16 protein-coding genes and 2 tRNA genes are annotated in these 23,169 nt (G+C 72.6%); 4 read left to right on the top strand and 14 right to left on the bottom strand.

Annotated elements, in window-relative coordinates; genetic code table 11:
• Nucleotides 1–82: 82 nt before the first annotated feature.
• Nucleotides 83–901, top strand: coding sequence for a YceI family protein (locus ABD346_RS02535; RefSeq protein WP_344371117.1), 819 nt, complete (start codon nt 83–85; stop codon nt 899–901).
• Nucleotides 902–1,455: 554 nt separating this feature from the next.
• On the opposite strand, the gene ABD346_RS02530 is transcribed toward ABD346_RS02535, so the two are convergent.
• From ABD346_RS02530 to ABD346_RS02490, 9 genes are all read right to left on the bottom strand, one after another.
• Nucleotides 1,456–2,238 (bottom strand): TetR/AcrR family transcriptional regulator, encoded by a 783-nt coding sequence (locus ABD346_RS02530; RefSeq protein ID WP_344371115.1) that lies wholly within the window; start codon nt 2,236–2,238, stop codon nt 1,456–1,458.
• Nucleotides 2,239–2,348: 110 nt separating this feature from the next.
• The gene (locus ABD346_RS02525) at nt 2,349–3,860 is read right to left on the bottom strand and encodes an MFS transporter (RefSeq protein WP_344371113.1); all 1,512 of its coding nucleotides are present in this window, start codon (nt 3,858–3,860) and stop codon (nt 2,349–2,351) included.
• A 669-nt stretch (nt 3,861–4,529) separates the two neighbouring features.
• Nucleotides 4,530–6,632: an ArnT family glycosyltransferase gene (locus tag ABD346_RS02520; RefSeq protein WP_344371112.1), complete on the bottom strand. Its 2,103-nt coding sequence runs from the start codon at nt 6,630–6,632 to the stop codon at nt 4,530–4,532.
• Nucleotides 6,629–7,984 (bottom strand): bifunctional glycosyltransferase family 2/GtrA family protein, encoded by a 1,356-nt coding sequence (locus ABD346_RS02515; RefSeq protein ID WP_344371111.1) that lies wholly within the window; start codon nt 7,982–7,984, stop codon nt 6,629–6,631. Before ABD346_RS02515 ends, ABD346_RS02520 begins: the two co-directional genes overlap by 4 nt.
• Nucleotides 7,985–8,009: 25 nt before the next feature.
• Nucleotides 8,010–9,554: a sensor histidine kinase gene (locus tag ABD346_RS02510; protein ID WP_381225366.1), complete on the bottom strand. Its 1,545-nt coding sequence runs from the start codon at nt 9,552–9,554 to the stop codon at nt 8,010–8,012.
• A 15-nt stretch (nt 9,555–9,569) separates the two neighbouring features.
• The gene (locus tag ABD346_RS02505; RefSeq protein ID WP_344371109.1) at nt 9,570–10,310 is read right to left on the bottom strand and encodes a response regulator transcription factor; all 741 of its coding nucleotides are present in this window, start codon (nt 10,308–10,310) and stop codon (nt 9,570–9,572) included.
• A 100-nt stretch (nt 10,311–10,410) separates the two neighbouring features.
• The gene (locus ABD346_RS02500) at nt 10,411–11,343 is read right to left on the bottom strand and encodes an amidohydrolase family protein (RefSeq protein ID WP_344371108.1); all 933 of its coding nucleotides are present in this window, start codon (nt 11,341–11,343) and stop codon (nt 10,411–10,413) included.
• A complete protein-coding gene (locus tag ABD346_RS02495) occupies nt 11,321–11,686 on the bottom strand; it encodes an antibiotic biosynthesis monooxygenase family protein (protein WP_344371107.1) in 366 nt (121 codons plus the stop codon). Before ABD346_RS02495 ends, ABD346_RS02500 begins: the two co-directional genes overlap by 23 nt.
• 159 nt (nt 11,687–11,845) lie before the next feature.
• A complete protein-coding gene (locus ABD346_RS02490; protein ID WP_344371106.1) occupies nt 11,846–12,718 on the bottom strand; it encodes a DUF2797 domain-containing protein in 873 nt (290 codons plus the stop codon).
• Between the two features lie 229 nt (nt 12,719–12,947).
• On the opposite strand from ABD346_RS02490, the gene ABD346_RS02485 reads away from it, so the two are divergent.
• Nucleotides 12,948–13,202, top strand: a complete 255-nt coding sequence (locus ABD346_RS02485) for a hypothetical protein (protein WP_344371105.1) — start codon at nt 12,948–12,950, stop codon at nt 13,200–13,202.
• A gap of 259 nt (nt 13,203–13,461) precedes the next feature.
• Here ABD346_RS02485 and ABD346_RS02480 read toward each other — a convergent pair.
• Nucleotides 13,462–13,534: transfer RNA gene (locus tag ABD346_RS02480), tRNA-Arg, on the bottom strand.
• Nucleotides 13,535–13,840: 306 nt separating this feature from the next.
• Nucleotides 13,841–13,934: transfer RNA gene (locus ABD346_RS02475), tRNA-Ser, on the bottom strand.
• Between the two features lie 235 nt (nt 13,935–14,169).
• Between ABD346_RS02475 and ABD346_RS02470 the strand changes: the two genes are divergently transcribed.
• The gene (locus ABD346_RS02470; protein ID WP_344371104.1) at nt 14,170–14,607 is read left to right on the top strand and encodes an SSI family serine proteinase inhibitor; all 438 of its coding nucleotides are present in this window, start codon (nt 14,170–14,172) and stop codon (nt 14,605–14,607) included.
• Between the two features lie 151 nt (nt 14,608–14,758).
• Complete coding sequence (locus ABD346_RS02465; protein ID WP_344371102.1) at nt 14,759–19,021, top strand: PAS domain-containing protein; 4,263 nt, start codon at nt 14,759–14,761, stop codon at nt 19,019–19,021.
• A gap of 340 nt (nt 19,022–19,361) precedes the next feature.
• Here the strand turns inward: ABD346_RS02465 and ABD346_RS02460 are convergent, their stop codons facing one another.
• The 3 genes from ABD346_RS02460 to ABD346_RS02450 form a co-directional block, all read right to left on the bottom strand.
• Entirely contained in the window at nt 19,362–21,017 is a 1,656-nt protein-coding gene (locus ABD346_RS02460; RefSeq protein WP_344371101.1) for a long-chain fatty acid--CoA ligase, read from the bottom strand.
• A 212-nt stretch (nt 21,018–21,229) separates the two neighbouring features.
• The gene (locus ABD346_RS02455) at nt 21,230–21,775 is read right to left on the bottom strand and encodes a SigE family RNA polymerase sigma factor (RefSeq protein WP_344371099.1); all 546 of its coding nucleotides are present in this window, start codon (nt 21,773–21,775) and stop codon (nt 21,230–21,232) included.
• 403 nt (nt 21,776–22,178) lie between these two features.
• Nucleotides 22,179–23,024 (bottom strand): DUF1906 domain-containing protein, encoded by an 846-nt coding sequence (locus ABD346_RS02450; RefSeq protein ID WP_344371098.1) that lies wholly within the window; start codon nt 23,022–23,024, stop codon nt 22,179–22,181.
• Between the last annotated feature and the right edge of the window lie 145 nt (nt 23,025–23,169).

The raw sequence follows: 23,169 nt of genomic DNA, 5'->3' as shown, positions 1-23,169 counted from the left end.
CGGGCAGGGGACGGCCGGCCGCCCCGCCCCCGGGGCCCGGCCTTTTGCACTTGGCCTTTTGCACTTGAGGAGAGAAAACGGGATGGGACTGCGGGCACAGGTACGGACGCGCGACGGCTGGGCGGTTTCGCACGCCGTGGTGACGATGACCGACATGACCGGCACGCAGGTGCTGCGCGCCTCGGCGGCGGAGGACGGCTCGGTCGCGGCGGACGTGGCGCTCGCGCCGGGCCCGTACACGGTGATCGTGACGGCCGTCGGGTACGCGCCCGCCGCCTCCACCGCGCTGGTCACGGCGAGCGGCCGGGCCGCGGTCGGCACGGTGGTGCTGGCCCGGCAGGGCGGTGTGGAGCTTCCGCCGCCGGGCCCCTGGACGATCGACCCGGCGCACTCGTCCGTCGGCGCGGTCGCCCAGCACCTGGGGATCTCCAGTGTGCACGGGCGGTTCGGGGAGTTCGGCGGGCGGATCGAGATCGCGGAGGACCTGGAGAAGTCGCGGGTCGAGGCGGTCATCGGGGCGGCGTCCATCGACACGGGGAACGCGATGCGCGACGGGCACCTGAAATCCCCCGACTTCCTGGACGTCGAGCGCTTCCCGGAGATCACCTACCGCAGCACGGACCTGGTCCCGGCGGGGCCGGACCGCTGGACAGTACGGGGTTCGCTGTCCCTGCACGGAGTGCTCCGCGAGGTCGACCTCGACCTCACATACCTCGGTACGGGACCGGACCCGTGGGGCGGGGTGCGGGCGGCGTACCGGGCGACGGCGGAGCTTCGGCGCGAGGATTTCGCGATGAACTACAACCAGGTTGTGCAGGCGGGGATCTCGGCGATCGGCACGACGCTGCGGGTCGAACTGGACATCCAGACCGTGCAGGGTGCGACCCTGCCCGGCGTCTGACCCTGCCGGGTCGGGGGGCGGCACTTTGCCTGCGCGCCGACGGGGGCCGAGTGCGCAGTTCCCCGCGCCCCTAAACCCGCCTTCGACCGCGGGCCGTGCGTGGCTGGGCGCGCAGTTCCCCGCGCCCCTTGGCGGGATGCGGTGCGGGCTTCCCCGGGCTGTGCCCCGAACCCCGACGGCCTTCGACCTGCGGACCGTGCGTGGTTGCTCGCGCCCACGCGGCGGAGCCGCACATGTCGCCGCCCCGCGCCCCTAACGGCACCGGGTACAGGCATACCCAGCCCGTCCGGCGATTGAGGACGAGCGCCCTTCAGGCGCGATACGGGGTCTGGGGCGGAGCCCCAGGAAACGCGGCTTCACCCCTCTCCAACCCCCGGAGGCCGCGCGGCGGAGCCGCAGAGTGTCACAGCGGGAAGGGGCGGGGTGGGGTCATCGGGGTCTGGGGCGGAAGCCCCAGGAGACTCGGCCTCACCCTTACTCCAACCCCCGGAGGCCGCGCGGCGGAGCCGCAGAGTGTCACAGCGGGAAGGGGGCGGGGTGGGGGAAAGCCCCGGTCAGGCACCCTGCGTGCTCAGCGCCTCGATACCCGCCACCAGGAGCGACAGCGCGAAGTCGAAGTCGCGCTGTCGCATCTCCTCCACCGTCACCCCACCCCGCGCAGCCATGAGCTCCTCCGCCTCCTCGAACTGCGCCCGGTACTCCGGCCGTTCCGTCAGCGCCCCCATCGCCTGGGCGAAGTACTCGTCCTGCGTGATCCCCGCATCCGCACACCGCCGCACGAACGTCCCCTCGATCGTGCCGAACCCGTACACGAACTGGAAGACCGCCGCGAGCCCGCCCATCTGGCCGTGCGGGGGAAGGCCCGTGCGGGCCAGGATGCGCAGGGCCGCGCGCGAGAAGGCCATCGCGTGCGGCCCGATGTTGAGGTAGCGGCCGATCAGCGCGGACGCCCAGGAGTGCCGGACGAAGACCGCGCGGTAGCCGACGGCGATCGCGCGGAGCTGGTCGCGCCAGTCGGCCGACTCGTCCTGCGTGTCGGGCAGCTCGACCTCCGAGAACACCGAGTCGAGGGCGAGTTCCAGGAGGTCGTCCTTGGTGTCGACGTACCAGTACAGGGACATCGCGGTGACCCCGAGCTCGCCCGCCAGGCGCCGCATGGAGAACTTCACGGCGCCCTCGGCGTCGAGCAGCCGTACGGCCTCGGCGGTGATCCGGTCCCGGTCGAGGGCGGGGTGACCGGCCTCGGGGTCCGCCCGCCGTGCCCGGTTCCCCGCCTTGCTCCCGAGCCACACGCTGGTACGCGCCGCATCCTTCGTACGGTCCGCCGCCGACACCATCGCCGCCCTCCTCGGGTCTTGGTCCTGCCGACCCCTGAGGGTCCTGGCCGTAAGGGCCACGCCCCTCAGGGGGGTATGTCCGGAATTCGGGGATCTCACCCCCCTCGATGCTATGCGGCGGGGGCCGCCGCGGCGGGAGCGGGAGCGGTTCGTTCCGCGCGGTGCAGCAGAACCGCCGCGAGCAGGCCGCCCGCGAGCACCGCGACGGCGCCGACCAGCTGGCTGGTCTCCAGGCCCGAGGCGAACGCGTCCGCGATCCGGCCCCGTTCGGCGTCGTCGCGGGCGGCGGCGAGCGCGGCGGGCAGCGAGGCCGCGGCCACCGGCACCAGAGCCGCGAACCGCGAGTTGAGCACCGCGCCGAGCACCGCCACCCCGAGCCCGTTGCCGAACTCGCCCAGGGTGCCGTTCACGCCCGCGCCCACGCCCGCCTTCTCCGGCGGGATCGCGCTCATGATCGCGTTGGCCATGGCCGGCATGGAGAGCGCGATGCCCGCGCCCATCACGACCAGGCCGAGCAGCGTGCCACCGTAGCTGTGCCCGCCGAGCAGCGCGATCGAGGCGAGCCCCGCCGCGTTCGCGGTCATGCCGATGGCTATGGCACGCGGGGTGCCGACCTTGGTGACCAGCTTCGCGCCGACCCCCGACATGTTGAGCACGACGACGCTGAGCGCGAGCGGCGCGGTGCGCACGCCCGCCTCCAACGGGCCGTATCCGAGCACGAACTGGAGGTGCTGGGTCAGCAGGAACAGCGAGCCGCCCATGCCGAACGCGACCAGGATCGAGCCCGCGACCGCGCCGATGAACTTCTGGTTCCGGAAGAAGTGCATGTCCAGCATGGGGTGCTCGATGGACAGCTCCCAGCGTACGAAGGCCGCGAGGAACACGAGGCCGACGGCCGCCGAGGCCAGCACCTGGCCGGAGAGCCAGCCGTGGCCCGGCCCGGAGATGATCGCGTACACGACACCGGTCATGCCGATCGTGGAGAGCAGCGCCCCGAGCAGGTCGGGCCGGTCACCCTGCGGGTTCTTCGACTCCGGTACGAGCGTGACGACGGCTGTCAGGCCGAGCACCGCGACCGGGATGTTGACCAGGAAGATCGCGCCCCACCAGAAGTGGTCGAGCATGACCCCGCCGATCAGCGGCCCGGCGGCGAAACCTAGCGAGTTGACGGTGGCCCAGATGCCGATGGCCTTGACCCGGGACTCGTTGTCGAAGATCTGGACGACGACGGCGAGGGTGGTGGTCATGAGCAGCGCCCCGCCGACGCCCATGCCCGCGCGGGCGGCGATGAGCTGTCCGGAGTTCTGCGCGAGGCCGGCGGCCAGCGAGCCGATGCCGAAGAGGGCGAGGCCCGCCGCGAGCATCTTCTTGCGCCCGTAGCGGTCGGACGCGCTGCCCGCGGTGAGCAGCAGGCCCGACTGGACCAGCGAGTACGCGTTGATCATCCACTGGATGTCGGCGGTGGACGCGCCGAGTGAGGTGGTGAGCGAGGGGATGGCGACGTTGAGGACGGTGTTGTCCAGCAGCACCGTCAGCTGGGCCACGCAGATGACGCCGAGGATCAGCCAGCGCTGCGGGTGCCCGGTGGGGGTGGTCGGATTCTCGGCTGTCGTTGCCGTCATTGCGGCTCCCTGACTCCTTATACGGTGTAAGTGGGTGAGCGATGTACACCGTAAGGGAGACTCTTATACGCTGTAAAGCGATTTATGGGCGACGCGGATCGGGGTGGGCGTCCGAGTGAGGGGACCGCCGCGCCAAGGCGTGCCGTTCCAAACCCTCGAACGCGTCAACTGCCTCCCGCAACAGGCTCGCTGAAGCCTGCGCTCGCGCCCGCAGCGCATGCGACCCCGGCCCACCGGGAGCCCCCCAGGGTGCGCTGGGGCTCCACCCCAGACCCCAGAGGCCGCCCCACCCCATCCCTCCCCGCAACCCGCCGGGGGTTGGAGTAAAGGTGAAGCCGGTTGAGTTTCCTGGGGCTCCGCCCCAGACCCCGTTCGCGCCTGAAGGGCGCTCGTCCTCAATCGCCGGACAGGCTAGAGGTGCCGGAGCTGGTCGGATCAACCCCGCCAGGGGCGCGGGGAACTGCGCGACCAGCCACGCACGGTCCGCAGACCGAAGGTCGCCGGGGCCCGGGTCACAGCCCGGGGGCCGCACAGGACCCTGCCAGGGGCGCGGGGAACTGCGCGAGCAACCACGCACGACCCGCGGCCGAAGGCGGGGCTAGGGGCGCGGGGAACTGCGCGACCAGCCCCCACCGGCCCGCGGATAAAGCACCCCGCCCCGCCGAGCGCCTAGCTCACCCTCACCGTCAGGTCGTAGAACGCCGCCGTCCCCACCGCCACCTTCTTGAAGGTCGACTCGACCCAGCTGCTGATCGCACTGCCCCCGCCGCCCATCATTCCCCCGCCACTGGCGATGAAGTAGTGGACCTTCCCTTCGGTCACGTACTTCTTGAACTGCTCCAGCGTCGGCGACGGGTCGCTGCCGTTGAAGCCCCCGATCGCCATCACCGGCTTCCCCGTGGCGAGTTGGTAGCTCGCGGCGTTCTGCGAGCCGATCGCGGCCGCGGCCCAGGTGTACCGGTCCGCGTTCTTCGCCACGAGCGCCTCCGCCTCCGCGCTCACCTTCGCGCCGTCGAGCAGACCGCCCATGCCGGCACCCATGCCGGCGCCCACGCCGCCACGCTGCTCCGGCGCACCGCCGGGCCGGCCCATCGCGCCGCCCGGCATGCCCTGGCCCGGCCGAGCGCCGTTCTGCCAACCAGCCTGCCCCGCACCGGCACCCGCACCGGGCCCCGCACCCCCGCCGAACCGCATCCGCCCGCCGCCACCCCCGGGCCCGCCCATGCTCGCCCCCGCGGGACCCGCCGTCACGATCGAGCCGGTGTGCCCGGCACCAAGCGTGCTCACCGAGTACGCCGCCGGGCCGGCCAGCGCGGCCACGAGACCGAGCCCGGCCACCCCCAGCGCCACTCGCCGGTTCAGCCGGCCCGCGAGCGCGAGGCCCAGCGCCGCCGCGAGGCCGCCGATCAGTACCGCCCAGCGCAGCCACGGCAGATAGTCCGGGGTGCGCCCGAGCAGTACGTACGCCCAGACGGCCGTGACCGCCACCGTCACCCCGAGCGCGAGCGCCGCCCAGACGCGGGAGCGCTCTTCCCACAGGACCGTGACGCCCATGCCGACGAGCGCCGCGATGTAGGGGGCCAGGGCCACCGTGTAGTACTGGTGGAAGATCCCCGCCATGAAGCTGAAGATCACGGCGGTCATGAGCAGCGCCCCGCCCCAGGCGAGGAACGCGGCGCGCGCGGTGTCGGTGCGCCTGGCCTTCCAGGTGACGACGAGGCCCGCGATCAGCAGGAGCAGGGCCGCGGGAAGCAGCCACGAGACCTGGCCGCCGACCTCGGAGTTGAACATCCGGCCGATACCGGTCTGACCCCAGCCACCCCCTCCCCCCTGACGCATGCCGCCCGGGAACTCCATGCCGCCCGCCCGCGCGCCCCCGCCGCCCACGCTGCCGGTCTCGTCACCGCTGAGACGGCCGAGCCCGTTGTAGCCGAAGGTGAGTTCGAGGAAGGAGTTGTGCTGCGAGCCGCCGATGTACGGGCGCGACGACTTGGGCCACAGCTCCACGGCTGCCACCCACCAGCCGCCCGACACCACCAGCACACCGGTGGACAGGGCGAGTTGGCCGAGGCGGCGGCGCACGGAGGTGGGCGCGCACACCGCGTACAGGACGGCGAGCGGCGGCAGGATCAGGAAGGCCTGCAGGGTCTTGGTCAGGAACGCGAAGCCGATCGCGACCCCGGCCCACACCAGCCACTTCGTACGGGCGTCCTCCAGGGCGCGCAGCACGCAGTACACCGTGACCGTCATCAGGAGCGCGAGCAGCGCGTCCGGGTTGTTGAAGCGGAACATCAGCGCCGCGACCGGGGTCAGGGACAGTACCGCGCCCGAGATGAGACCCGCCGCCGGGCTGAACCTGCGCCGCACCGCCGCGTACAGGACGGCGACCGTGCCCACGCCCATCAGCACCTCGGGCAGCAGGATCTGCCAGGAGCCGAGGCCGAAGAGGCGTACGGACAGGGCCATCGGCCACAGCGAGGCCGGGGGCTTGTCGACGGTGATCGCGTTCGCCGCGTCCAGCGAGCCGAAGAAGAAGGCCTTCCAGCTCTGGCTGCCGGCCTGGACGGCCGCCGAGTAGAAGGAATTCGCGTACCCGGAGGCGCTGAGGTTGCACAGGTACGCGGCGAAGGCGGCGGCGAGCAGCGCGAGGAGCGCGGGCCGCACCCAGGCGGGGTCGTCGGGGCGGCCGCGCCACAGCCGGCTCCGGGCGGACCGGTGCCCGGCCGCCGCGACCCCCTCGCGCGGATCGGCCTGGCAGGAGGTCGTGGTCATCGTGCGTCGCCCTTCGGGTCATCGGGAGAAGTAGCGCGGTCCGGGAAGACCCAGGCGCGGAACAGCAGGAAGCGGAGGATGGTCGCCGCGAGGTTCGCGGCCAGCAGGACGGCCACCTCCGTGGAGTGCGCGGCGTCCGGGCTGGCCGCGTCGAGCGCCGCGAGCGAACCGCTGGTGAGCGCGAGGCCGATGGCGAACACCGCCAGGCCCTGCGCCTGGTGGCGCACCGCCCGGTCCCGGCCGCGCACCCCGAAGGTGAGCCTCCGGTTGGCCGAGGTGTTCGCGACCGCCGACACCAACAGGGCCGAGGCATTGGCGAGTTGGGGGCCCATCGCGGTGCGCGAGAGCGAGTACAGGAGGAGGTAGAAGAGCGTGGACAGCGCGCCGACCACGCAGAACCCGACAAGCTGACGGGCGAGTCCGCCCGGCACCCCGCTGAGCTGCCGGTCCCTCGGATCGTCGCCGAACGGCCGCGCGAGCCGGTCGAGCGGCAGCGCCCCGACGGCGAGCGCCCGCCCCACGCGCCACACCCCCTTGAGGTCGTCCCGCGCGGTACTGACGATGTGCACGGTGCTGGCCGGGTCGTCGACCCAGTCCACCGGCACCTCGTGGATCCTGAGCCCGGCCCGCTCGGCGAGCACCAGCATCTCGGTGTCGAAGAACCACCCGGTGTCCTCGACCATCGGCAACAGCCGCTGCGCCACATCGCGCCGGATCGCCTTGAACCCGCACTGCGCGTCGGAGAACCGCGCCGCGAGCGAGCCGCGCAGGATCAGGTTGTACGTACGCGAGATGAACTCCCGCTTGGCGCCGCGCACCACCCGCGAGGAACGGGCGAGCCGCGAGCCGATGGCGAGGTCCGAATGCCCGGAGATCAGCGGCGCGACCAGCGGAAGCAGCGCGTTGAGATCGGTGGACAGGTCCACGTCCATGTACGCGAGCACGGGCGCGTCCGAGGCCGACCACACCGCGCGCAGCGCCCGCCCGCGCCCCTTCTCCTCCAGGCGGAAGGCCCGCACCTCGGGAATCTCGCGCTCAAGTCCCGCCGAAATCAAGGGAGTCGAGTCGGTGCTCGCATTGTCGGCGACCGTGATCCGGAAGCCGTACGGGAAGGTCCGCGCGAGGTGTTCGTGCAGCCGCCGCACACACCGCTCCAGGTCCTGCTCCTCGTTGTAGACGGGGATCGTCACGTCGAGTACGGGGGTGCCGGCCGGCTGCACGGGCAGATGCCGGCGGGCCGGAAGGGCCACCGGGTCCGCCGGGTTCACCGCGTGCGGCGCGGGCGTGGCGCCCGGAGAGCACACGGCACGGGCCGTACCGGCGGCGCTCGTGGCAGAGGGTTCGGTTCGCATACCGCGACCCTCGCGAGGGCCGCTGTCACACCTGTGTGGTCGGGCTGTCGCCAGGCTGTGAGAGGCGGGATTCGGCCTTCGCGGGGTGGACCGGCGGGCTTCCGGCATCGGGCACGCCCGGCAGCTCGACCCCGAACACCGTCCGCCCGGAACCGCTTCGCACCGTGACGCGCCCCCCGTGCGCGGCGACGACGGCCTGCACGATGGCGAGCCCGAGGCCGGTGGATCCGGCGTTGCGGGAGCGGGACGCGTCGCCGCGGGCGAACCGCTCGAAGACGTGCGGGAGCAGCTCGGGCGGGATGCCGGGCCCGGTGTCCTCGATCTCGACGACGACCCGGGGCCCGCGCACCTCGACCCGGGCGGTGACGGTGGTGCCGGGCGGGGTGTGCGTACGGGCGTTGGCGAGCAGATTGACCAGGACCTGCTGCAACCGCTCCCGGTCCCCGCGTACGGCGACGGGCTCGTCGGGCAGTTCGAGCAGCCACTGGTGGCTCTGACCCGCGGCATGCGCGTCCCCGACCACGTCGACGACAAGGGCGGAGAGATCCGCGCTCTCGTACGAGAGCGGGCGTCCGGCATCGAGGCGGGCGAGCAGCAGCAGGTCCTCGACGAGCCCGGTCATCCGGGCCGCCTCCGACTCGATGCGGCCGAGCGAGTGCCTGGTGTCGGGCCCTACGTCCTCGCGGCCGCGCCGGGTGAGCTCGGCGTAGCCGCGGATGGAGGCGAGCGGGGTCCGCAGCTCGTGGCTGGCGTCCGCGACGAACTGCCGTACCCGCGTCTCGCTCTCCTGCCGCGCGCTGAGCGCCTCGTGGACGTGGTCGAGCATCCGGTTGAGCGCGGCGCCCACCTGCCCGACCTCGGTGCGGGCATCCGCCTCGGCCCCCGGCACGCGTTCGTGCAGCGCCACCTCCCCGCTGTGCAGGGGGAGTTCGGACACCCGGGTCGCGGTGGCGGCGACCCGCCGCAGCGGCCGCAGGGCCACCCCGACGATGGCCGCGCCCGCGATCCCGGCGGCGACGAGCCCGGCGGCGGTCACGCAAATGACCACCAGGACAAGGGTGTTGACGGTGGCGTCGAGCCGGTCGGTGGGGAAGCCGAGCACGAAGGCGCGGTCCGGATCCCACAGGGCGCGGTAGTCACCGAGGCCGGGGATCGTGACGGAGTGCACGTGGCCGTCCTTGGGGACGGCGGCCAGGGCCCGGATCTGCGCGTCGGACAGCGGCCGGGTGCGGCTCTCGCCCTCGTGTTCCGGCTGGGTGCTCTGCAGGCCCGAGAGCAGCGTCCCGCCGGGCAGCACGCCCGCACCGACCGTGTGCAGCGGCTGCCCCGGCCTGGACACGATGAAGTCGAGCCGGTCACCCTCGGGCTGGACCTGCCCCAGGCCGCCGTGCCCGAGCCCCCGCATGGGCAGCCCGGCCCGCAGCTGGTCGTCGAGCTGGCGCTGGAGGTTGGCGCCCATGGCGAGCACGGTCACCGTGCCGATGACGGCGCCGACCACCGCGAGCAGCGCCACCGCCGACACGACGAGCCGGGTCCGGAGCGACCACGGCCGCCCGAACCTGCCCCGGATCCTGCCCACGCGCCGCTACTCGCCGGGCTTGATCAGATACCCCGCGCCGCGCCGCGTGTGGATCATCGGGGAGCGCCCGGCGTCGATCTTCCGCCGCAGGTACGAGATGTACAGCTCGACGACATTGGCCTGGCCGCCGAAGTCGTACGACCAGACCCGGTCGAGGATCTGCGCCTTGCTGAGCACCCGGCGCGGGTTGCGCATGAGGAAGCGGAGCAGCTCGAACTCGGTCGCGGTGAGGTGGATGTTGACCCCGCCCCGGGTCACGTCGTGGCTGTCCTCGTCGAGCGTGAGGTCGCCGACGGCCAGCACGGACTCGCTGCGCAGGGCTGCCGTGCCCGAGCGGCGGATGAGTCCGCGGAGCCGGGCCACGACCTCCTCCAGGCTGAACGGCTTGGTCACGTAGTCGTCGCCGCCCGCCGTGAGCCCGGCGATCCGGTCCTCCACGGAGTCCTTGGCGGTGAGGAAGAGCACCGGCACGTCGGGGAGCTCGCGGCGCAGCCGCCCGAGGACGGCGAGGCCGTCCATGTCGGGCAGCATGATGTCGAGGACCACGGCGTCGGGCCGGAATTCCCGGGCGTCGCGCACCGCCCCGGCCCCGTCGCCGGCGCTGCGCACTTCCCAGCCCTCGTAGCGCAGGGCCATGGAGAGCAGCTCGCTGAGCGGCGCCTCGTCGTCCACGACGAGCACCCGGACGGGGCTGCCGTCCGGCCGCAGCATTTCGGTCCGCCCCTGGGGCGAGGAGGTAACGGTCATGGCCCCACCCTGTGAGCGGGCGGTGAGAACATCCTTGCCCGATCCTGTGATTTGCCTGAGAAAGTGGGTGGGGCCTTGCGGCCGGCTCCTTGCGGCCGGCTCAGCCGGGCAGCGGGCCCGGGCCCGGCAGGGTGCGGCCCGGCAGCCCGAAGAGGCGCGCGCCATTCCCGTAACAGACGGCCCGAAGCCACTCGTCCCCCAGCCCGAGCCGCTCAAGCGCCTCCAGCTGATGGAGATACGGGTACGGAATGTTGGGGAAGTCGGACCCGAAGAGGATCCGCTCCCCCAGATCCAGCAGCCGCCCCCGCTCGCTCACGGGGAAGGGCGCGGTGCGCTCGCTGAAGTCGGTGAAGGCCATGGTCGTGTCGAGCATGACCGAGCCGTACGTGCCGGCGAGGTCGAGGAAGTCGGCGTACTCCGGCATCCCCATGTGCGCGAAGATCAGCCGCAGCCGGGGATGCCGCGCGAGGACCCGCCCGACCGGGCCGGGACCGGTGTACTTCCCGGCCGCGGGCCCGGACCCGCAATGAATGACGACCGGCACACCGGCCTCGGCGAGCAGCCCCCAGACGGGATCGAGCAACGGATCCCCGGGATCGTAACTCCCCACCTGCACATGGGACTTGAAGACGCGAGCGCCGGAGTCGAGGGCGTCCCGTACGTAGGCGGCGGCCCCGGGCTCGGCAAAAAAGGTGGAGGTATGAAGACAGCCGGGAGTCCGGCCGGCGAACCCGGCACTCCACCCGTTGAGCCACTCCGCCATGTGAGCCTTGTGGGGATAGATCATCGAGGTGAAGGCGAGCACCCCGAACTCCTCCCGGAGCAGCCGCACCCGCTCGGCCTCCTCCTCCCGGTAGGTGATGGGCCACTCGACCCCGCCGACCAGCTCCCCGGCGGAGTCGAAGTACTCCCACACCTTGTTGAGCACGCGCTCGGGCATGAAATGGGTGTGTACGTCGACAAGCCCCGGCAGCCCGAGCCGCCCCCAGAAGGCCCGCACGGCAGCCCCGCTACTGCTTCCGCTCAAATCCATAACTCCGCTCGACCTTGGCGACATGGACGCTGTAGCCCTCGTACCACTCGGCCCGCCCGCGGCGCTGCGCCTGCTGGTGCTCCAGGCGCCCCCGCCAGGCGGCGACGGCCTCCTCGTCCCGGAAGTACCCGACGGTGATCCCGATCCCTCCGGGATTCCGCGCGGTCTCGTACCCGAGATACCCGGGTATCTCGGCGACGAGCTCCCGCATCAGGACGGCGGTCTCCCCGTACCCGCCGTCGGATCCGTCGGCGCCCTCCCTCCGGATGGAGGTGAACACCACGGCGTAGTAAGGAGGTTCAATCCCGGAAACCAACCCGCGCACTTGCCCTTGATCACTCATGCCCCCACCCTCGGCCGCGCCCACGGACCGTGTCCAGATCCCTTACCGGAAGGGATCCAAAGGGGATCCAGCTCTTGACCATCGCCCACGGCACGCGTCGCCCCCTTCGCGCCCCCACACCCCGAACCCCGGACACCAGCCCTCCATCCCCCAGTCCCCTCAGAACAACTGATCCTGCACCCCCTCCTCCTTGGGCACCTCCCGCACCGGCACGCCGACGCCACCGCCCTCGCCCGCACCGACTGCGGCAAGATTCCACCCGCTCATGAGCCGCGTATCCAGCACGAGAACGGCGCCCCCCGCCTCCAGATGGAGATCGGGCCCGGCGGCAGCGACGAGCCGCCCGCCCACGACCCCGCCGTCCACCAGCTCGGTGATCACCCCGGAGGCCGGCGCGAGCCCGGCGAGCCCGAACTCCCGCGCATGGTCGATCACTTGGCACTCGATCCGCTCCAGCGACTCGGGCCAGCCGGCGAGCGCGAGGGCCCGCGCGTGCAACTGGGCGACCTCGACGGCCCGCTCGCCCACCCCGGGAAGCCGGGCCCGTACGGCCCGCTTCTCGGCATACGGGATCCGGTCCGGCACCCCGAGCGCGGCCCTGAGCAGCTCCTCGCAGCGCCGGGCCGCCATCAGGGGCCCCCGCCCGAGCCAGCCGAAGGCCACCGCCCCCTGTTCGAGCAGCCGGGCCGAACCGCGCTCCTCCGCGGTGATCCCGACCTTGACCATGCCGCTCCCGAACCAGGCGAGGTAGACGCGATAGGTCCGGGGATCGTCGAGGTACGTATCGGCGGCGACGGAGTGCGCCCGGTCGAGCCGCGCGCACTCGCCGCACCGCGCCTGCGTACTCCGCCCCGGCACGCCCGCCGCCACCGGACACCGATTCCCCCGAGCCCCCACACAGCTCCGCTCCCCCACCACCCGAAACGCCAGGTCCCGCCCGTACCCGAGCGGGCTGCTCCGCCCCTCCTCCCAAAGCAGCCGAGGCTCCCCTCCGCCCCACCGGACCCCGACACACCGCCACAACCCAGCCACGCTTCGAAGCTACCTCCCGGCACTGACAACGGGGCCGGCCGCTCACGGGGATGCGGTCCTCGCCCGGCGGGCTGATGCCTTCTCAGTCCGCCGGACGAGGGGCCCAATTGGGCCTCGGGAACCCATATGGCAGCCTCGGTGAGCGGTGCGGGAGATATCGGATTAGCCTCCCAAATGAGCGCAAAGTGGATCTTTTTGATGGTGCGCTCCACTGACCCCAGGAGGAAAAATGCGCAAGCTTCACAAGGCCGCTGTCGCGGCCGCCATGCTGGGGACCCTGAGCCTCATAGCCACCGGCACGGCCACCGCTCAGGACGCGGATGGCGGGCGTGGGCGCGGTGGGCATGGCCACTGGTGCAAGACCCATGACCTGAACATCGACATCCTTGGCCAGGTCGGGATTCTCAACGGCCTGTTGGGCAACGCGCTCAACGGCGAGGGCAATCCCGGCGCACAGTTCGACGGCGTCGGCTCCAGCTGCTGACACCGCCGTTACTGGGCACCAGGGAATCGCGTCACGCAATTCACCGAAATGGGGCTCGGCGCCCGGGACACAAGCCCCGGCGCCGGGCCCCTGCCCTGTCCGGGCCATGATCGGCCACGGCCGGCCGGCCTGACGTAGCCATGCCGGGCGGGCGGACCTGATTCCGTTGGCCGCGGAAGGCCGCGGGCGCCGATCCGCTTCGGCGCCGTACACCCAACGCAAGAGGCCCCGGACTTTCGTCCGGGGCCTCTCACCTATGTGCACTCGGCAGGATTCGAACCTGCAACCTTCTGATCCGTAGTCAGATGCTCTATCCGTTAAGCTACGAGTGCTTGTGCTTCCGGGGTTTTTTCTGCCCCGTCGGCGTTGCGAGAACAACATTACATGACCTGCGCCGTGACGCGAAATCCATTAGCCACACCGCCTCTGACCTGCGGAAATGTCTCTACGTGAGCAACCACGGGGCCGTCGGGCGGGGTCGGGCGCGGGGTGAGGACGGCCCCGGAACGCGTCACGGGCGGCGCAGAAACGGCCCGGCGAAGGCCGGCGAAGACTCGGCGCGGGCTCGGCGAAGGCGCAGGGAACGGCCCGGGGAACAGCCGAAGCCCCGGCCGTGGGGCCGGGGCTTCGGGTCTTGCTGGCGGAGGCGGAGGGATTTGAACCCTCGATGGGCTTTAAGACCCAAACCGCATTAGCAGTGCGGCGCCATAGACCGGACTAGGCGACGCCTCCAGCACACCGTCGCGTGCGCGAGTGGTGCGTGCAGATGATGACACAGCCTTGCGGGCCGTCACCAATCGCACCCCACGGTACTAGGCAGGTGGCCACCAGAGCAAAGCCGTTCTGCGGCGCAACGCCGGGCGTTGACGCGCGTTAGACCGCTGGAGCCTTCAGGGCGCCTCAGGAGACCCCGGGGGCCCGCACCGTCCGCAGAAAGTCCGCCCGTACGACTGGAGATACGAGACCCATGATGCGCCGCCTCGCCGTCACCGCCGCCGCTTCCCTCACCGCGCTCGCCGCCGCGCCCGCCGCCTCCGCGGGCCCCCTGCCCGTCCCGCTGTCCCTGCTCGGCGAGGGCCACACCGAGGACCGCCTCACCGTCACCGTCGAGCACAACCCGGGTGTCGAGGGGAAGTACACGCTGGAGTGCCACCCGGCGGGCGGCAGTCATCCGCGCAGCCAGCAGGCCTGCGACAAACTCGACTCCGTGACGACCTGGGGCAAGGACCCCTTCGCCCCCGTGCCCAAGGACCGGATCTGCACGATGATCTACGGCGGCCCCGCCACCGCCCACATCACCGGCAGCTGGGCCGGGCGGCCCGTCGACGCTACGTACAGCCGTGCCAATGGGTGCGAGGTTTCGCGATGGGACGACCTGGTGCCGGTGCTGCCGAGCGCCAGGTAGGGGACCCCGTACGCCCACCGCGCGTACCCCTCGGTCACACAACCTTGGTGAGAGCTCCCCCTCATCCGCCGTCGCTCGCGCATCCCCAGCCTTTAGACTCCCTCCCAGTGACAGGCCGCAAGGTGCAGTGGTTCAGGGAGGAAGCGTCGTCGTGAGCAGCAGGCCATCCCGAGGCGCTGCTCGCCTCGCAGCCATACTTGACGCCCTTCCGGACGGGCTCCTGCTCGTCAACTGCAACGGCACGGTCGTCAACGCCAACACCGTCGCGCTGGAAATGCTGGAAGCGCCCGGTACGGGGCTCGTGGGGCGGGGAGTTCTCGACCTGCTGCCCACCTTCGACTCCAAGCTCATCCCCGGCTCCATGCGCCGGCCCGAGAGCGAGGACGACCAGGGCCGCACCAAGCCCACCCGGATGATCGCGCGCCGCACCGACGGCACCGAGTTCCCGGTCGAGGTGACCAGCGCCAACCTGGAGGACGGTCGGGACGCGTACGCCTCCTACGGAAGCGGCGGCGGGCCCGGCTCGTACTCGGGCGACGAGCTCCTCATGCTCGTCGTACGCGACCTCTCCGGCACTGTCGACACCGAGGCGGAGCTCGCCCGTTCGCAGCGGCAGACCGAGATGATCCTGCGCGCCGCGGCCGAGGGCGTGGTCGGCACCGACACCGACGGGCGGGTCGTCCTGGTCAACCCCGCGGCCGCGCAGATCCTCGGCTACCGGGCCAGCGACCTCGGCGGCCAGGAGCTCCACCCGCTGGTGCTGCACTCGCGCGAGGACGGCGAGCCGTTCCCGTACGAGGGGAGCCCGCTCGCCGACACCCTCAAGTCCGGGCGCAAGCACCGGGTGCGCGGGCAGGTCATCTGGACCAAGAGCGGCGTCCAGGTGCCGGTCGATCTCACCACCGCGCCGGTGCGCGACGGCGACCTGCTCGTCGGCGCCGTCATGACCTTCACCGACCGGCGCCCGTTCGAGGAGCAGGCCGCCAAGCACGCCGAGGTCCTGGAGCGGGAGACCGCGCGCTACGACGCGCTCGCCGCCCGGCACCAGCAGCTGCTCTCGGTGCTCGCGGGCTCCCTGCGCGGGCCGCTCGACGAACTGCGCGCCGAACTCTCCGCCCTCGCCGCCGACGACGCCGGCCAGCTGTGGCCCGAGGCCAACCAGGTCCTGCACCACCTCGCCGCGGGCTACTCCCGCATCACCACGCTCGTCGACAACGTCCTCGGCTACCAGCGGCTCGACGCGGGCAGCGAGGAGCTCAAGAAGGCGAAGGTGCTTGTCGCTTCGGTGGTCGGCACCGGTGTCGACGGCGCCGTCGAGCTGATCGGGCCGGGGCGCGCCCAGTTCGCCGTGCACACCCCGCCCATCGAGGCCGAGGTCGACGCGCCCCGCCTGGCGACCGCCCTCGCCCACCTGATCGCGGACGTCGCCGGGGTGGACGCGACCGGCAAGGCCCCGGTCGCCGCCGGCGGCTACATGGACTCGACCGTGGTCGTCGCGGCCGCGGTGCGCGGCGAGGTCGTACGCATCGAGGTGCGCGGACCCTACGCGGGCGGCGACCCGGTGCACGGGCCCATCGTGCGCGGCATCGTGAAGGCGCACGGCGGCGTCCTGCAGACCGTGGACGTGCCGGGCATGAGCGGTTCGGCGTATGTGCTCGAAGTGCCGCTCGGCGCGGGAGCGGGGACCGTCGAGGCGCCCCCCGCGGCACCGCAGCCCGACGAGGCGCTGCTGCCCGCCCAGCAGGACGGCGGCGGACGTCGGCGGGCCCGGCGGGCGTCCACGGACGCGTTCCTGGAGAGCCCGGTCAGCGAGGAGAAGTCCCCGACCGGTCGTCGGCGTGCCCGGACCGAGGGCGGGGCCGGGGACGCACCTGGGAACGGGTCCGGGACTGGGCCGGGGGCTGGTTCCGGGGCTGGTGACGGCTCCGGTTCCGGTGGTGTCGGTTCCGGTGGTGTCGGTTCTCCTGTCGGTTCTGGTTCGGGGTCCGGTTCCGGGTTGCCTTCCGCTCCCGGTTCCGGTGGTGCCGGGGAGGGCGACGGCCCCGGCGGGGAACTGGCCCGGATTCCGGGTCGGCAGAACATCGAGGGCGCGGGCGGACGTGAGGGAGCCTCGGGTTCCGGGGACGCTTCCGGGGCCCCGTCCGGGTCCGGGCGGCGGCGCGGGCGGCCCAGCCCTGCCGAGCAGGCCGTCGGGCGCGCCACTGGTCAGGCCTTGGGGCAGGCCGCCGAGGGTTCCGTCGTCACCGGCGCGGAGAGCGCCCGCGAGTCGTCCGGCATGGGCCGGGCCGCACTGGGCGAGACCGTGCCGCCGCAGGGAGTGCCGACCGAGGCCACCGGCCGCCGGGCTCGGCGCGCGCTGCCCGCGCCTTCCTCCGCCGAGACACCGGCTGCCTCCTCCGGCTCCCCCGAGAACGCTGCCGAGCCGACCGGGCGCCGGGCCCGCCGTGCGCTGGGTGCCGCGCCGGCCGGGGGCAACGCCGCGAGCGGCTCTGCGAGTGGTTCTGCGAATGGTTCTGCGAGCGGGCAGGAGGGCTCGGTGCGGACCGCGTTCGCGCTGCCGCCCGCCGATGCCGACCGGGCCCCGCATCCGGCTCCCGTGCCGCCGACCCCGACTCCGGCTCCGACCCCGGGTGGTGCGGCCGGCGCTGCCGCGCCGGGGCGTCATGGCTCCGTACGTTCGGCCGGTTCGGCCGGTTCGGCCGGTTCCGCACGTTCTGCGGAGGAGGCTGGGCAGGTTGGTGCGGGACAGGTAGGTGCCGGGCACGTGGGTGCAGGGCACATGGGTGCTGCTGAGCATGTGGGTGCTGGGGCTGTGGGCGCGGAAGCCATGGGTGGCCGGGCCATGGGTGCCGGGCCTGTAGGCGCTGGGGCCATGGGTGTTGAGCCCACGGGGGCTCGGCCTGTGGGGGTCGGCCATGTGGATGGTGCCGACTCCATGGGTGCCGGCCCTATGGGTGCCGGTCCTACGGGTGGCGGCCCTATGGGTACTGAGCCCACCGGTGCCGGGCACATGGGGGCCAGCCCCACTGCCCCCGCCGGACCTGCGGAAGCCAACCCCACCCCTGCCGGGCCGGGCCCGAACGTCCCTGCCCGGAACAACCCCGCCCCCGGCGGCCCCGTGGCCGATCACACCCCGCCTCAGCCGCACCCCGCCGAGCAGCCCGAGTGGGCGGCCCGCGCGGTTCCGGCGCCGGGTGCGGCCGGTCCCGTACCGCCGCAGAACCAGGACCAGGCTCAACTCGGCCAGGCTCAGGGCAACCAGCCCCAGCCCGTACCCCAGCCCTCCCCCGCCCAGCCCGCTCGGCAGCCGCTGCCCGCCGAGACTCCGCCCGGAGGCATCCCGGTCGTCGGCGGGGACACACAGGGACGGGCGTTCAGTGTGCGGGCGCTCGGGCAGAACGCGCCGTTCACCCAGGCGCAGGCCCAGGCATCGGCCCAGACCTCCGGCGGCTCGCTCGGCTCCGGGCGCCGTCGCAAGCTCGGCACGCCCCCCGAGGGCGTAGAGCGCCCCGCCGAACCGGCTGCCCGGCCGCACCCCGTACTCCCCTCGCCTCCCTCGGAGGGCCGGGGCCGCGCGTACGCCATCGGGGCGCCCGACGAGGGTGCCGAGGGTCCCGAGCCGCTGGACGGGCCCGGCGGCGCCGTCGAGGTGGCCAACCGGCCGCAGCCGCAGCCCATCGACGACGAGCTGCCCCCCGAGCCGCTCGACAACCCGCGCCGGCTGCTCGTGTGGCCCGCGCCCGACGTCTCCACCCAGCAGGCGCTGAGCGAGCGCGGCTACCGGCCCGTGGTCGTGCACTCCCGCGAGGAGGTCGACGCGCAGATCGCCGCGTTCCCCGCCGCGCTGTTCGTCGACCCGCTGACCGGCCCGATCACCCGTACCGCGCTCCAGTCCCTGCGGCAGGCGGCTGTCGCGGCCGAGGTTCCCGTCCTGGTCACGGCGGGGCTGGGGCAGGCGACGCGGGAGGCCGCGTACGGCGCCGATCCCGCCGTACTGCTCAAGGCCCTCGCGCCGCGCGACAGCGAGCAGCACCCGTCGCGCGTCCTGCTGATCGAGGAGCACGAGGAGATCGCGCTCGCGCTCACCGCGACCCTTGAGCGGCGCGGCATGCAGGTCGCCCGGGCCGGCACCGACTCCGAGGCCGTCACCCTGGCCGCCCAGATGCGGCCGAACCTCGTCGTGATGGACCTCATGCAGGTACGCCGCCGACGTGCCGGAATCGTCGACTGGCTGCGCGCCAACGGCCAGTTGAACCACACCCCGCTGGTCGTCTACACCTCGGCCGGCATCAACCAGGCGGAACTCCCGAAGCTCTCCTCCGGCGAGACGGTCCTGTTCCTGGCAGAACGCTCCACGAGCAGCGAGGTCCAGGGCCGCATCGTGGACCTACTGGCAAAGATCGGCACGAACTAGCCGTCGCGGCTTGGGGCCGGCTCCGAGACCGGACAGCCGCCTGCGGGCCGTCGAGGACCGGTCGCGCAGTTCCCGCGCCCGCAGTTCTCCGCGCCCCCAGGGGGTTTCGCCTGCCCCCGTCAACCGCTCAGCCAGTGGTTCACGCTCAGCATGCCGACGTACGCCAGGTGCCCTTCAGGGGCGCGCAGGGAACTGGGCGAGCACCCATGCACAGCCCGTCGGCTGCCAGGCGCAGGGGAGGGCTCGGGGCGCAGCCCAGGAGAGACCGCGCTCACCCTGCCACGGGCGCGGGGAACTGCGCAGAACCACAGGCGGCCCGCACCCGATCGTCGCGCGCCGCCTAGCGGAGCAGGGTCACATCCAGCTCCCCATCCGCGTACTGCCGCCGAATCACCTTCTTGTCGAACTTGCCCACACTCGTCTTCGGCACCGCCTCGATCAGCGCCCAGCGCTCAGGGAGCTGCCACTTGGCGATCTTTTCGGCGAGGAAGGCCTTCAGGACTGCGTAGTCCGCGGTGGCCCCCGGCTTCAACACGACCGTGGCGAGCGGACGTTCGCCCCATTTGTCGTCGGGGACGGCGACAACCGCCGCCTCGGCGACCTCGGGGTGCGCCATCAGCGCGTTCTCCAGCTCCTGGCTGGAGATCCATTCGCCGCCGGACTTGATGACGTCCTTGGCGCGGTCGGTCAGGGTCAGGTAGCCGTCCGGGCTGATCACGCCGACGTCCCCGGTCCGCAGCCAGCCGTCCGGGCTGAACTTGTCGTCCGGGCGGAAGTCCTCGCCGCCCACACCGCCGAAGTACGCGCCCGCGATCCAGGGGCCGCGCACTTCCAGTTCGCCGGCCGACTCCCCGTCCCAGGGCAGGAATTCGCCGCCGGGCCCGGCGAGGCGCGCCTCGACCCCGGCGGGGAAGCGGCCCTGCGTGATGCGGTACGGCCACTGCTCCTCGGCGCTCAGCCCGGCCGGCGGGTTGGACATCGTGCCGAGCGGCGAGGTCTCGGTCATGCCCCAGGCGTGGCAGAGCCTTACGCCGATCTTGTCGTACGCCTCCATCAGCGACGGCGGACAGGCCGCGCCGCCGATCGTGACCCGCCGCATCGAGGTGAGGTCGCGCGGACGGGCGGTGACCTCGGCGAGCAGGCCCTGCCAGATGGTGGGCACGGCGGCCGCGTGCGTCGGCTTCTCGCGCTCGATCATGTCGGCGAGCGGCGCGGGCTGCAGGAAGCGGTCGGGCATGAGCATGCTCACGCCGGCCATGAAGGTGGCGTGCGGCAGGCCCCAGGCATTCACATGGAACTGCGGCACCACGACCAGCGTCGTGTCGGCGTCGGTGAGCCCCATCGACTCGGCCATGTTGACCTGCATGGAGTGCAGGTAGATCGAACGGTGGGAGTAGACCACGCCCTTGGGGTCGCCGGTCGTGCCGGACGTGTAGCACATGGCGGCGGCACTGCGCTCGTCCAGCTGCGGCCAGTCGTACGTCGTCGGCCGGCCGGCGAGCAGCTCCTCGTACTCGTGCACCTGCGGGCCCGCGCCGTCGATGTCGTCGAGCAGCGAACGGTCCCCGGGGCCGGACACGACGAGATGCTCCAGCGTCGGCAGATGCGGGAGCAGCGGGGCGAGCAGCGGCAGCAGCGAACCGTTGACGATCACCACGCGGTCGGCGGCGTGGTTGACGATCCAGATCAACTGCTCGGCGGGCAGCCGCAGGTTGAGCGTGTGCAGCACGGCGCCCATGGACGGGATCGCCAGGTACGCCTCGACGTGCTCCGCGTTGTTCCACATCAGCGTGCCGACCGCCTGGCCGTCCTCGACGCCGAGCTCGCGCAGGGCGTGGGCGAGCTGAGCGGCCCGGGCACCGATCTCGGCGAAGCTGCGGCGGTGCGGCTCGGGCTCGCCGGTCCAGGTCGTGACCTGGGACGTGCCGTGGATCGTCGACCCGTGGGTCAGGATCCGCGAGATCAGCAGCGGTACGTCCTGCATGGTGCTCAGCACGGCGTCCTCCCGGTGAGCGCTACGGTGCGCTCTGCGGCGATAGGGGTGTGCCGAATTCTGCTCACGTACCGCGCGGTATGTCACTACCCGGGAGTAGTTTCAGCCGCGGATCCGTGAAGTTACCTGCAGAAACCTTGGCCGGGTGCCCGTTCCGTGGCCAAGCCCGTCACACCGCGTCACCGTGGACGCGTCCCGCCCACACCGGGCGGGCGTCAGCGTATGGGCTCCAGCTCCGGGTCCTCGCGGAGCTTGCCAAGCGCGCGCGACACCGCACTCTTGACCGTGCCGACCGAGACCCCGAGCACCTCGGCGGTCTGCGCCTCGCTCAGGTCCTCGTAATACCTGAGGACGACCATCGCCCGCTGACGGTCGGGGAGCTTCATGACCGCCCGCCACATCGCGTCGTGCAGCACCTGCTGGTCGGCCGGGTCCGGACCGGGCACGGCCTCCGGCTCGGGCAGCTCGTCGCAGCAGAACTCGTCGACCTTGCGCTTGCGCCACTGCGAGGTGCGGGTGTTGAGCAGCGCGCGGCGCACATAGCCGTCGAGCGCCCGGTGGTCCTCGATCCGGTCCCAGGCGACGTACGTCTTGGTGAGCGCCGTCTGCAGCAGGTCCTCCGCATCGCTCGGGTTCGCGGTCAGCGAGCGCGCGGTGCGCAGCAGCACGGGACCCCTGGCGCGGACGTACGACGAGAACGACGAGTACGCGTGGTAGGGCGTCGCCGCTCGGGAGGCGCTGGTGCAGACGGGCGTTGTCATGTCTCCACGCTATGAGCGCCGAGCCCCGCCGGGATCGGCCCCAGGTCCCGAAGCGGTGTCCGCCTCAGGTTGTAGGGGTGGGGGTGGCCACACCTCCTGAAGGTGGAGGACGCATCCCCGGCCCTCAGGGTTCACCCTCCCGGTCCGACACCGCGCCGGCCCGCGCGCCAGCGGCCGGAACGCCCCTCCGGCGCAGCCGGTGCGGCGGGCTCCCGGCCACCGGTTCAGCCGGGGCAACCGGTCCAGCCGAGGTGGGGTGCAGGCCTCCCGGCCCCCTGTCCAGCCGGGGCAGCCGGGGCGACCGGTCCAGCCGGGGCAGCCGGGGCGACCGGTCCAGCCGGGGCAGCCGGGGCGGAGAGCACCCGGCCTCCCTCGGCCCATCCGGTCAGCCATTCCGGGCGACTCAGCCGATCCGGGCGACCGGCGCGTCGACCTGGTTGCGGTCCACCACCAGCCGGTATCCGCCGTGCGACTCCGCGGCATCCCCCGCGTACTGGTGGATCCGCATGTGCTGCCAGGCGTTCTTGTGCAACGACGCCTCCTGGTAGACCGCGGGGCTGGTGTGCCAGCGGGCGAACCAGATCGCCGCCGGAAGGTCCTTCACCCCCGCCATCCTCGCCTGCTCCATCTGCCGGACGCCGGAACCCGCGCTGCTGTAGAACCCCGGCAGGTAGCCCCGTGCGCGCACCTCCCGGTTCCAGGCCCGCACGAAGTCGAGCGTGGTCCGGGCGCACGAGGCGTTGCCCACGTTGTACGCCTCCAGGTCGAGGTACAGCGGGCTGCCGGTCAGGATGCCGAGCGCCCGCGCCGCCTGGACGGCCTGGCCTCCCTCGGACCTGCCCTGCTTCACCGGCTGGTTGCCGATCCGCACTCCCTTCTTGTTCTGCGCGTACACACAGGGGGACTGCGAGCCCACGAACACGGGCAGCACCTGCCACCCCATCCGGTGCGCCTGGGTCACCCAGCTCTTGTTCAGGTTCCGCTGCACCGGGCAGTGCCGGCCGCGGCCCGCGTAATAGACACCGACGGCGCGGTACGGCGAACTCCGCCAGGCCCGCATCGCGGCCAGCGAGGGCGTGTTGCAGATGTCGAAGGCGGCGCCCTTGAAGGGCGGGGCGGCCACCGCCGCCGCCTGCTCCTCCTGCCCTTCGTCCTGCCACTCGTCCGCGACCGCGGAGGGGGCCAGCACAGTGGCGAGGGTGAGCAGCGTGGTGGCGAAGGTGGCGAGGATCAGTTTGAGACGGCGCATGGCCCGAGTGAACGGCCGCCCGCCCCGACCGGCCACCGCTCGGCCCACCGCCTCCGCCGTCCGAGCACAGGATCAGTCGGCCGGGCCAGTTCCGGCCCGCTGACCGGGCGCCCGTTCCGGGCCAACCAGCCCGTTGCCATACGCC

It is taken from the genome of Streptomyces mauvecolor (assembly GCF_039532965.1).
In the GTDB taxonomy this organism is placed as follows: Bacteria; Actinomycetota; Actinomycetes; order Streptomycetales; family Streptomycetaceae; genus Streptomyces; species Streptomyces violascens.
Note: the sequence above shows the minus strand (reverse complement) of the source record. Positions and strands in the feature narration are given on the sequence as shown.

Excerpts from the sequence above, each read along its gene's own strand:
- ABD346_RS02535 (WP_344371117.1), top strand. The coding sequence starts at position 83 with ATGGGACTGCGGGCACAGGTACGGACGCGCGACGGCTGGGCGGTTTCG.
- ABD346_RS02530 (WP_344371115.1), bottom strand. The coding sequence starts at position 2,238 with ATGGTGTCGGCGGCGGACCGTACGAAGGATGCGGCGCGTACCAGCGTG.
- ABD346_RS02525 (WP_344371113.1), bottom strand. The coding sequence starts at position 3,860 with ATGACGGCAACGACAGCCGAGAATCCGACCACCCCCACCGGGCACCCG.
- ABD346_RS02520 (WP_344371112.1), bottom strand. The coding sequence starts at position 6,632 with ATGACCACGACCTCCTGCCAGGCCGATCCGCGCGAGGGGGTCGCGGCG.
- ABD346_RS02515 (WP_344371111.1), bottom strand. The coding sequence starts at position 7,984 with ATGCGAACCGAACCCTCTGCCACGAGCGCCGCCGGTACGGCCCGTGCC.
- ABD346_RS02505 (WP_344371109.1), bottom strand. The coding sequence starts at position 10,310 with ATGACCGTTACCTCCTCGCCCCAGGGGCGGACCGAAATGCTGCGGCCG.
- ABD346_RS02500 (WP_344371108.1), bottom strand. The coding sequence starts at position 11,343 with ATGGATTTGAGCGGAAGCAGTAGCGGGGCTGCCGTGCGGGCCTTCTGG.
- ABD346_RS02495 (WP_344371107.1), bottom strand. The coding sequence starts at position 11,686 with ATGAGTGATCAAGGGCAAGTGCGCGGGTTGGTTTCCGGGATTGAACCT.
- ABD346_RS02485 (WP_344371105.1), top strand. The coding sequence starts at position 12,948 with ATGCGCAAGCTTCACAAGGCCGCTGTCGCGGCCGCCATGCTGGGGACC.
- ABD346_RS02470 (WP_344371104.1), top strand. The coding sequence starts at position 14,170 with ATGATGCGCCGCCTCGCCGTCACCGCCGCCGCTTCCCTCACCGCGCTC.
- ABD346_RS02455 (WP_344371099.1), bottom strand. The coding sequence starts at position 21,775 with ATGACAACGCCCGTCTGCACCAGCGCCTCCCGAGCGGCGACGCCCTAC.
- ABD346_RS02450 (WP_344371098.1), bottom strand. The coding sequence starts at position 23,024 with ATGCGCCGTCTCAAACTGATCCTCGCCACCTTCGCCACCACGCTGCTC.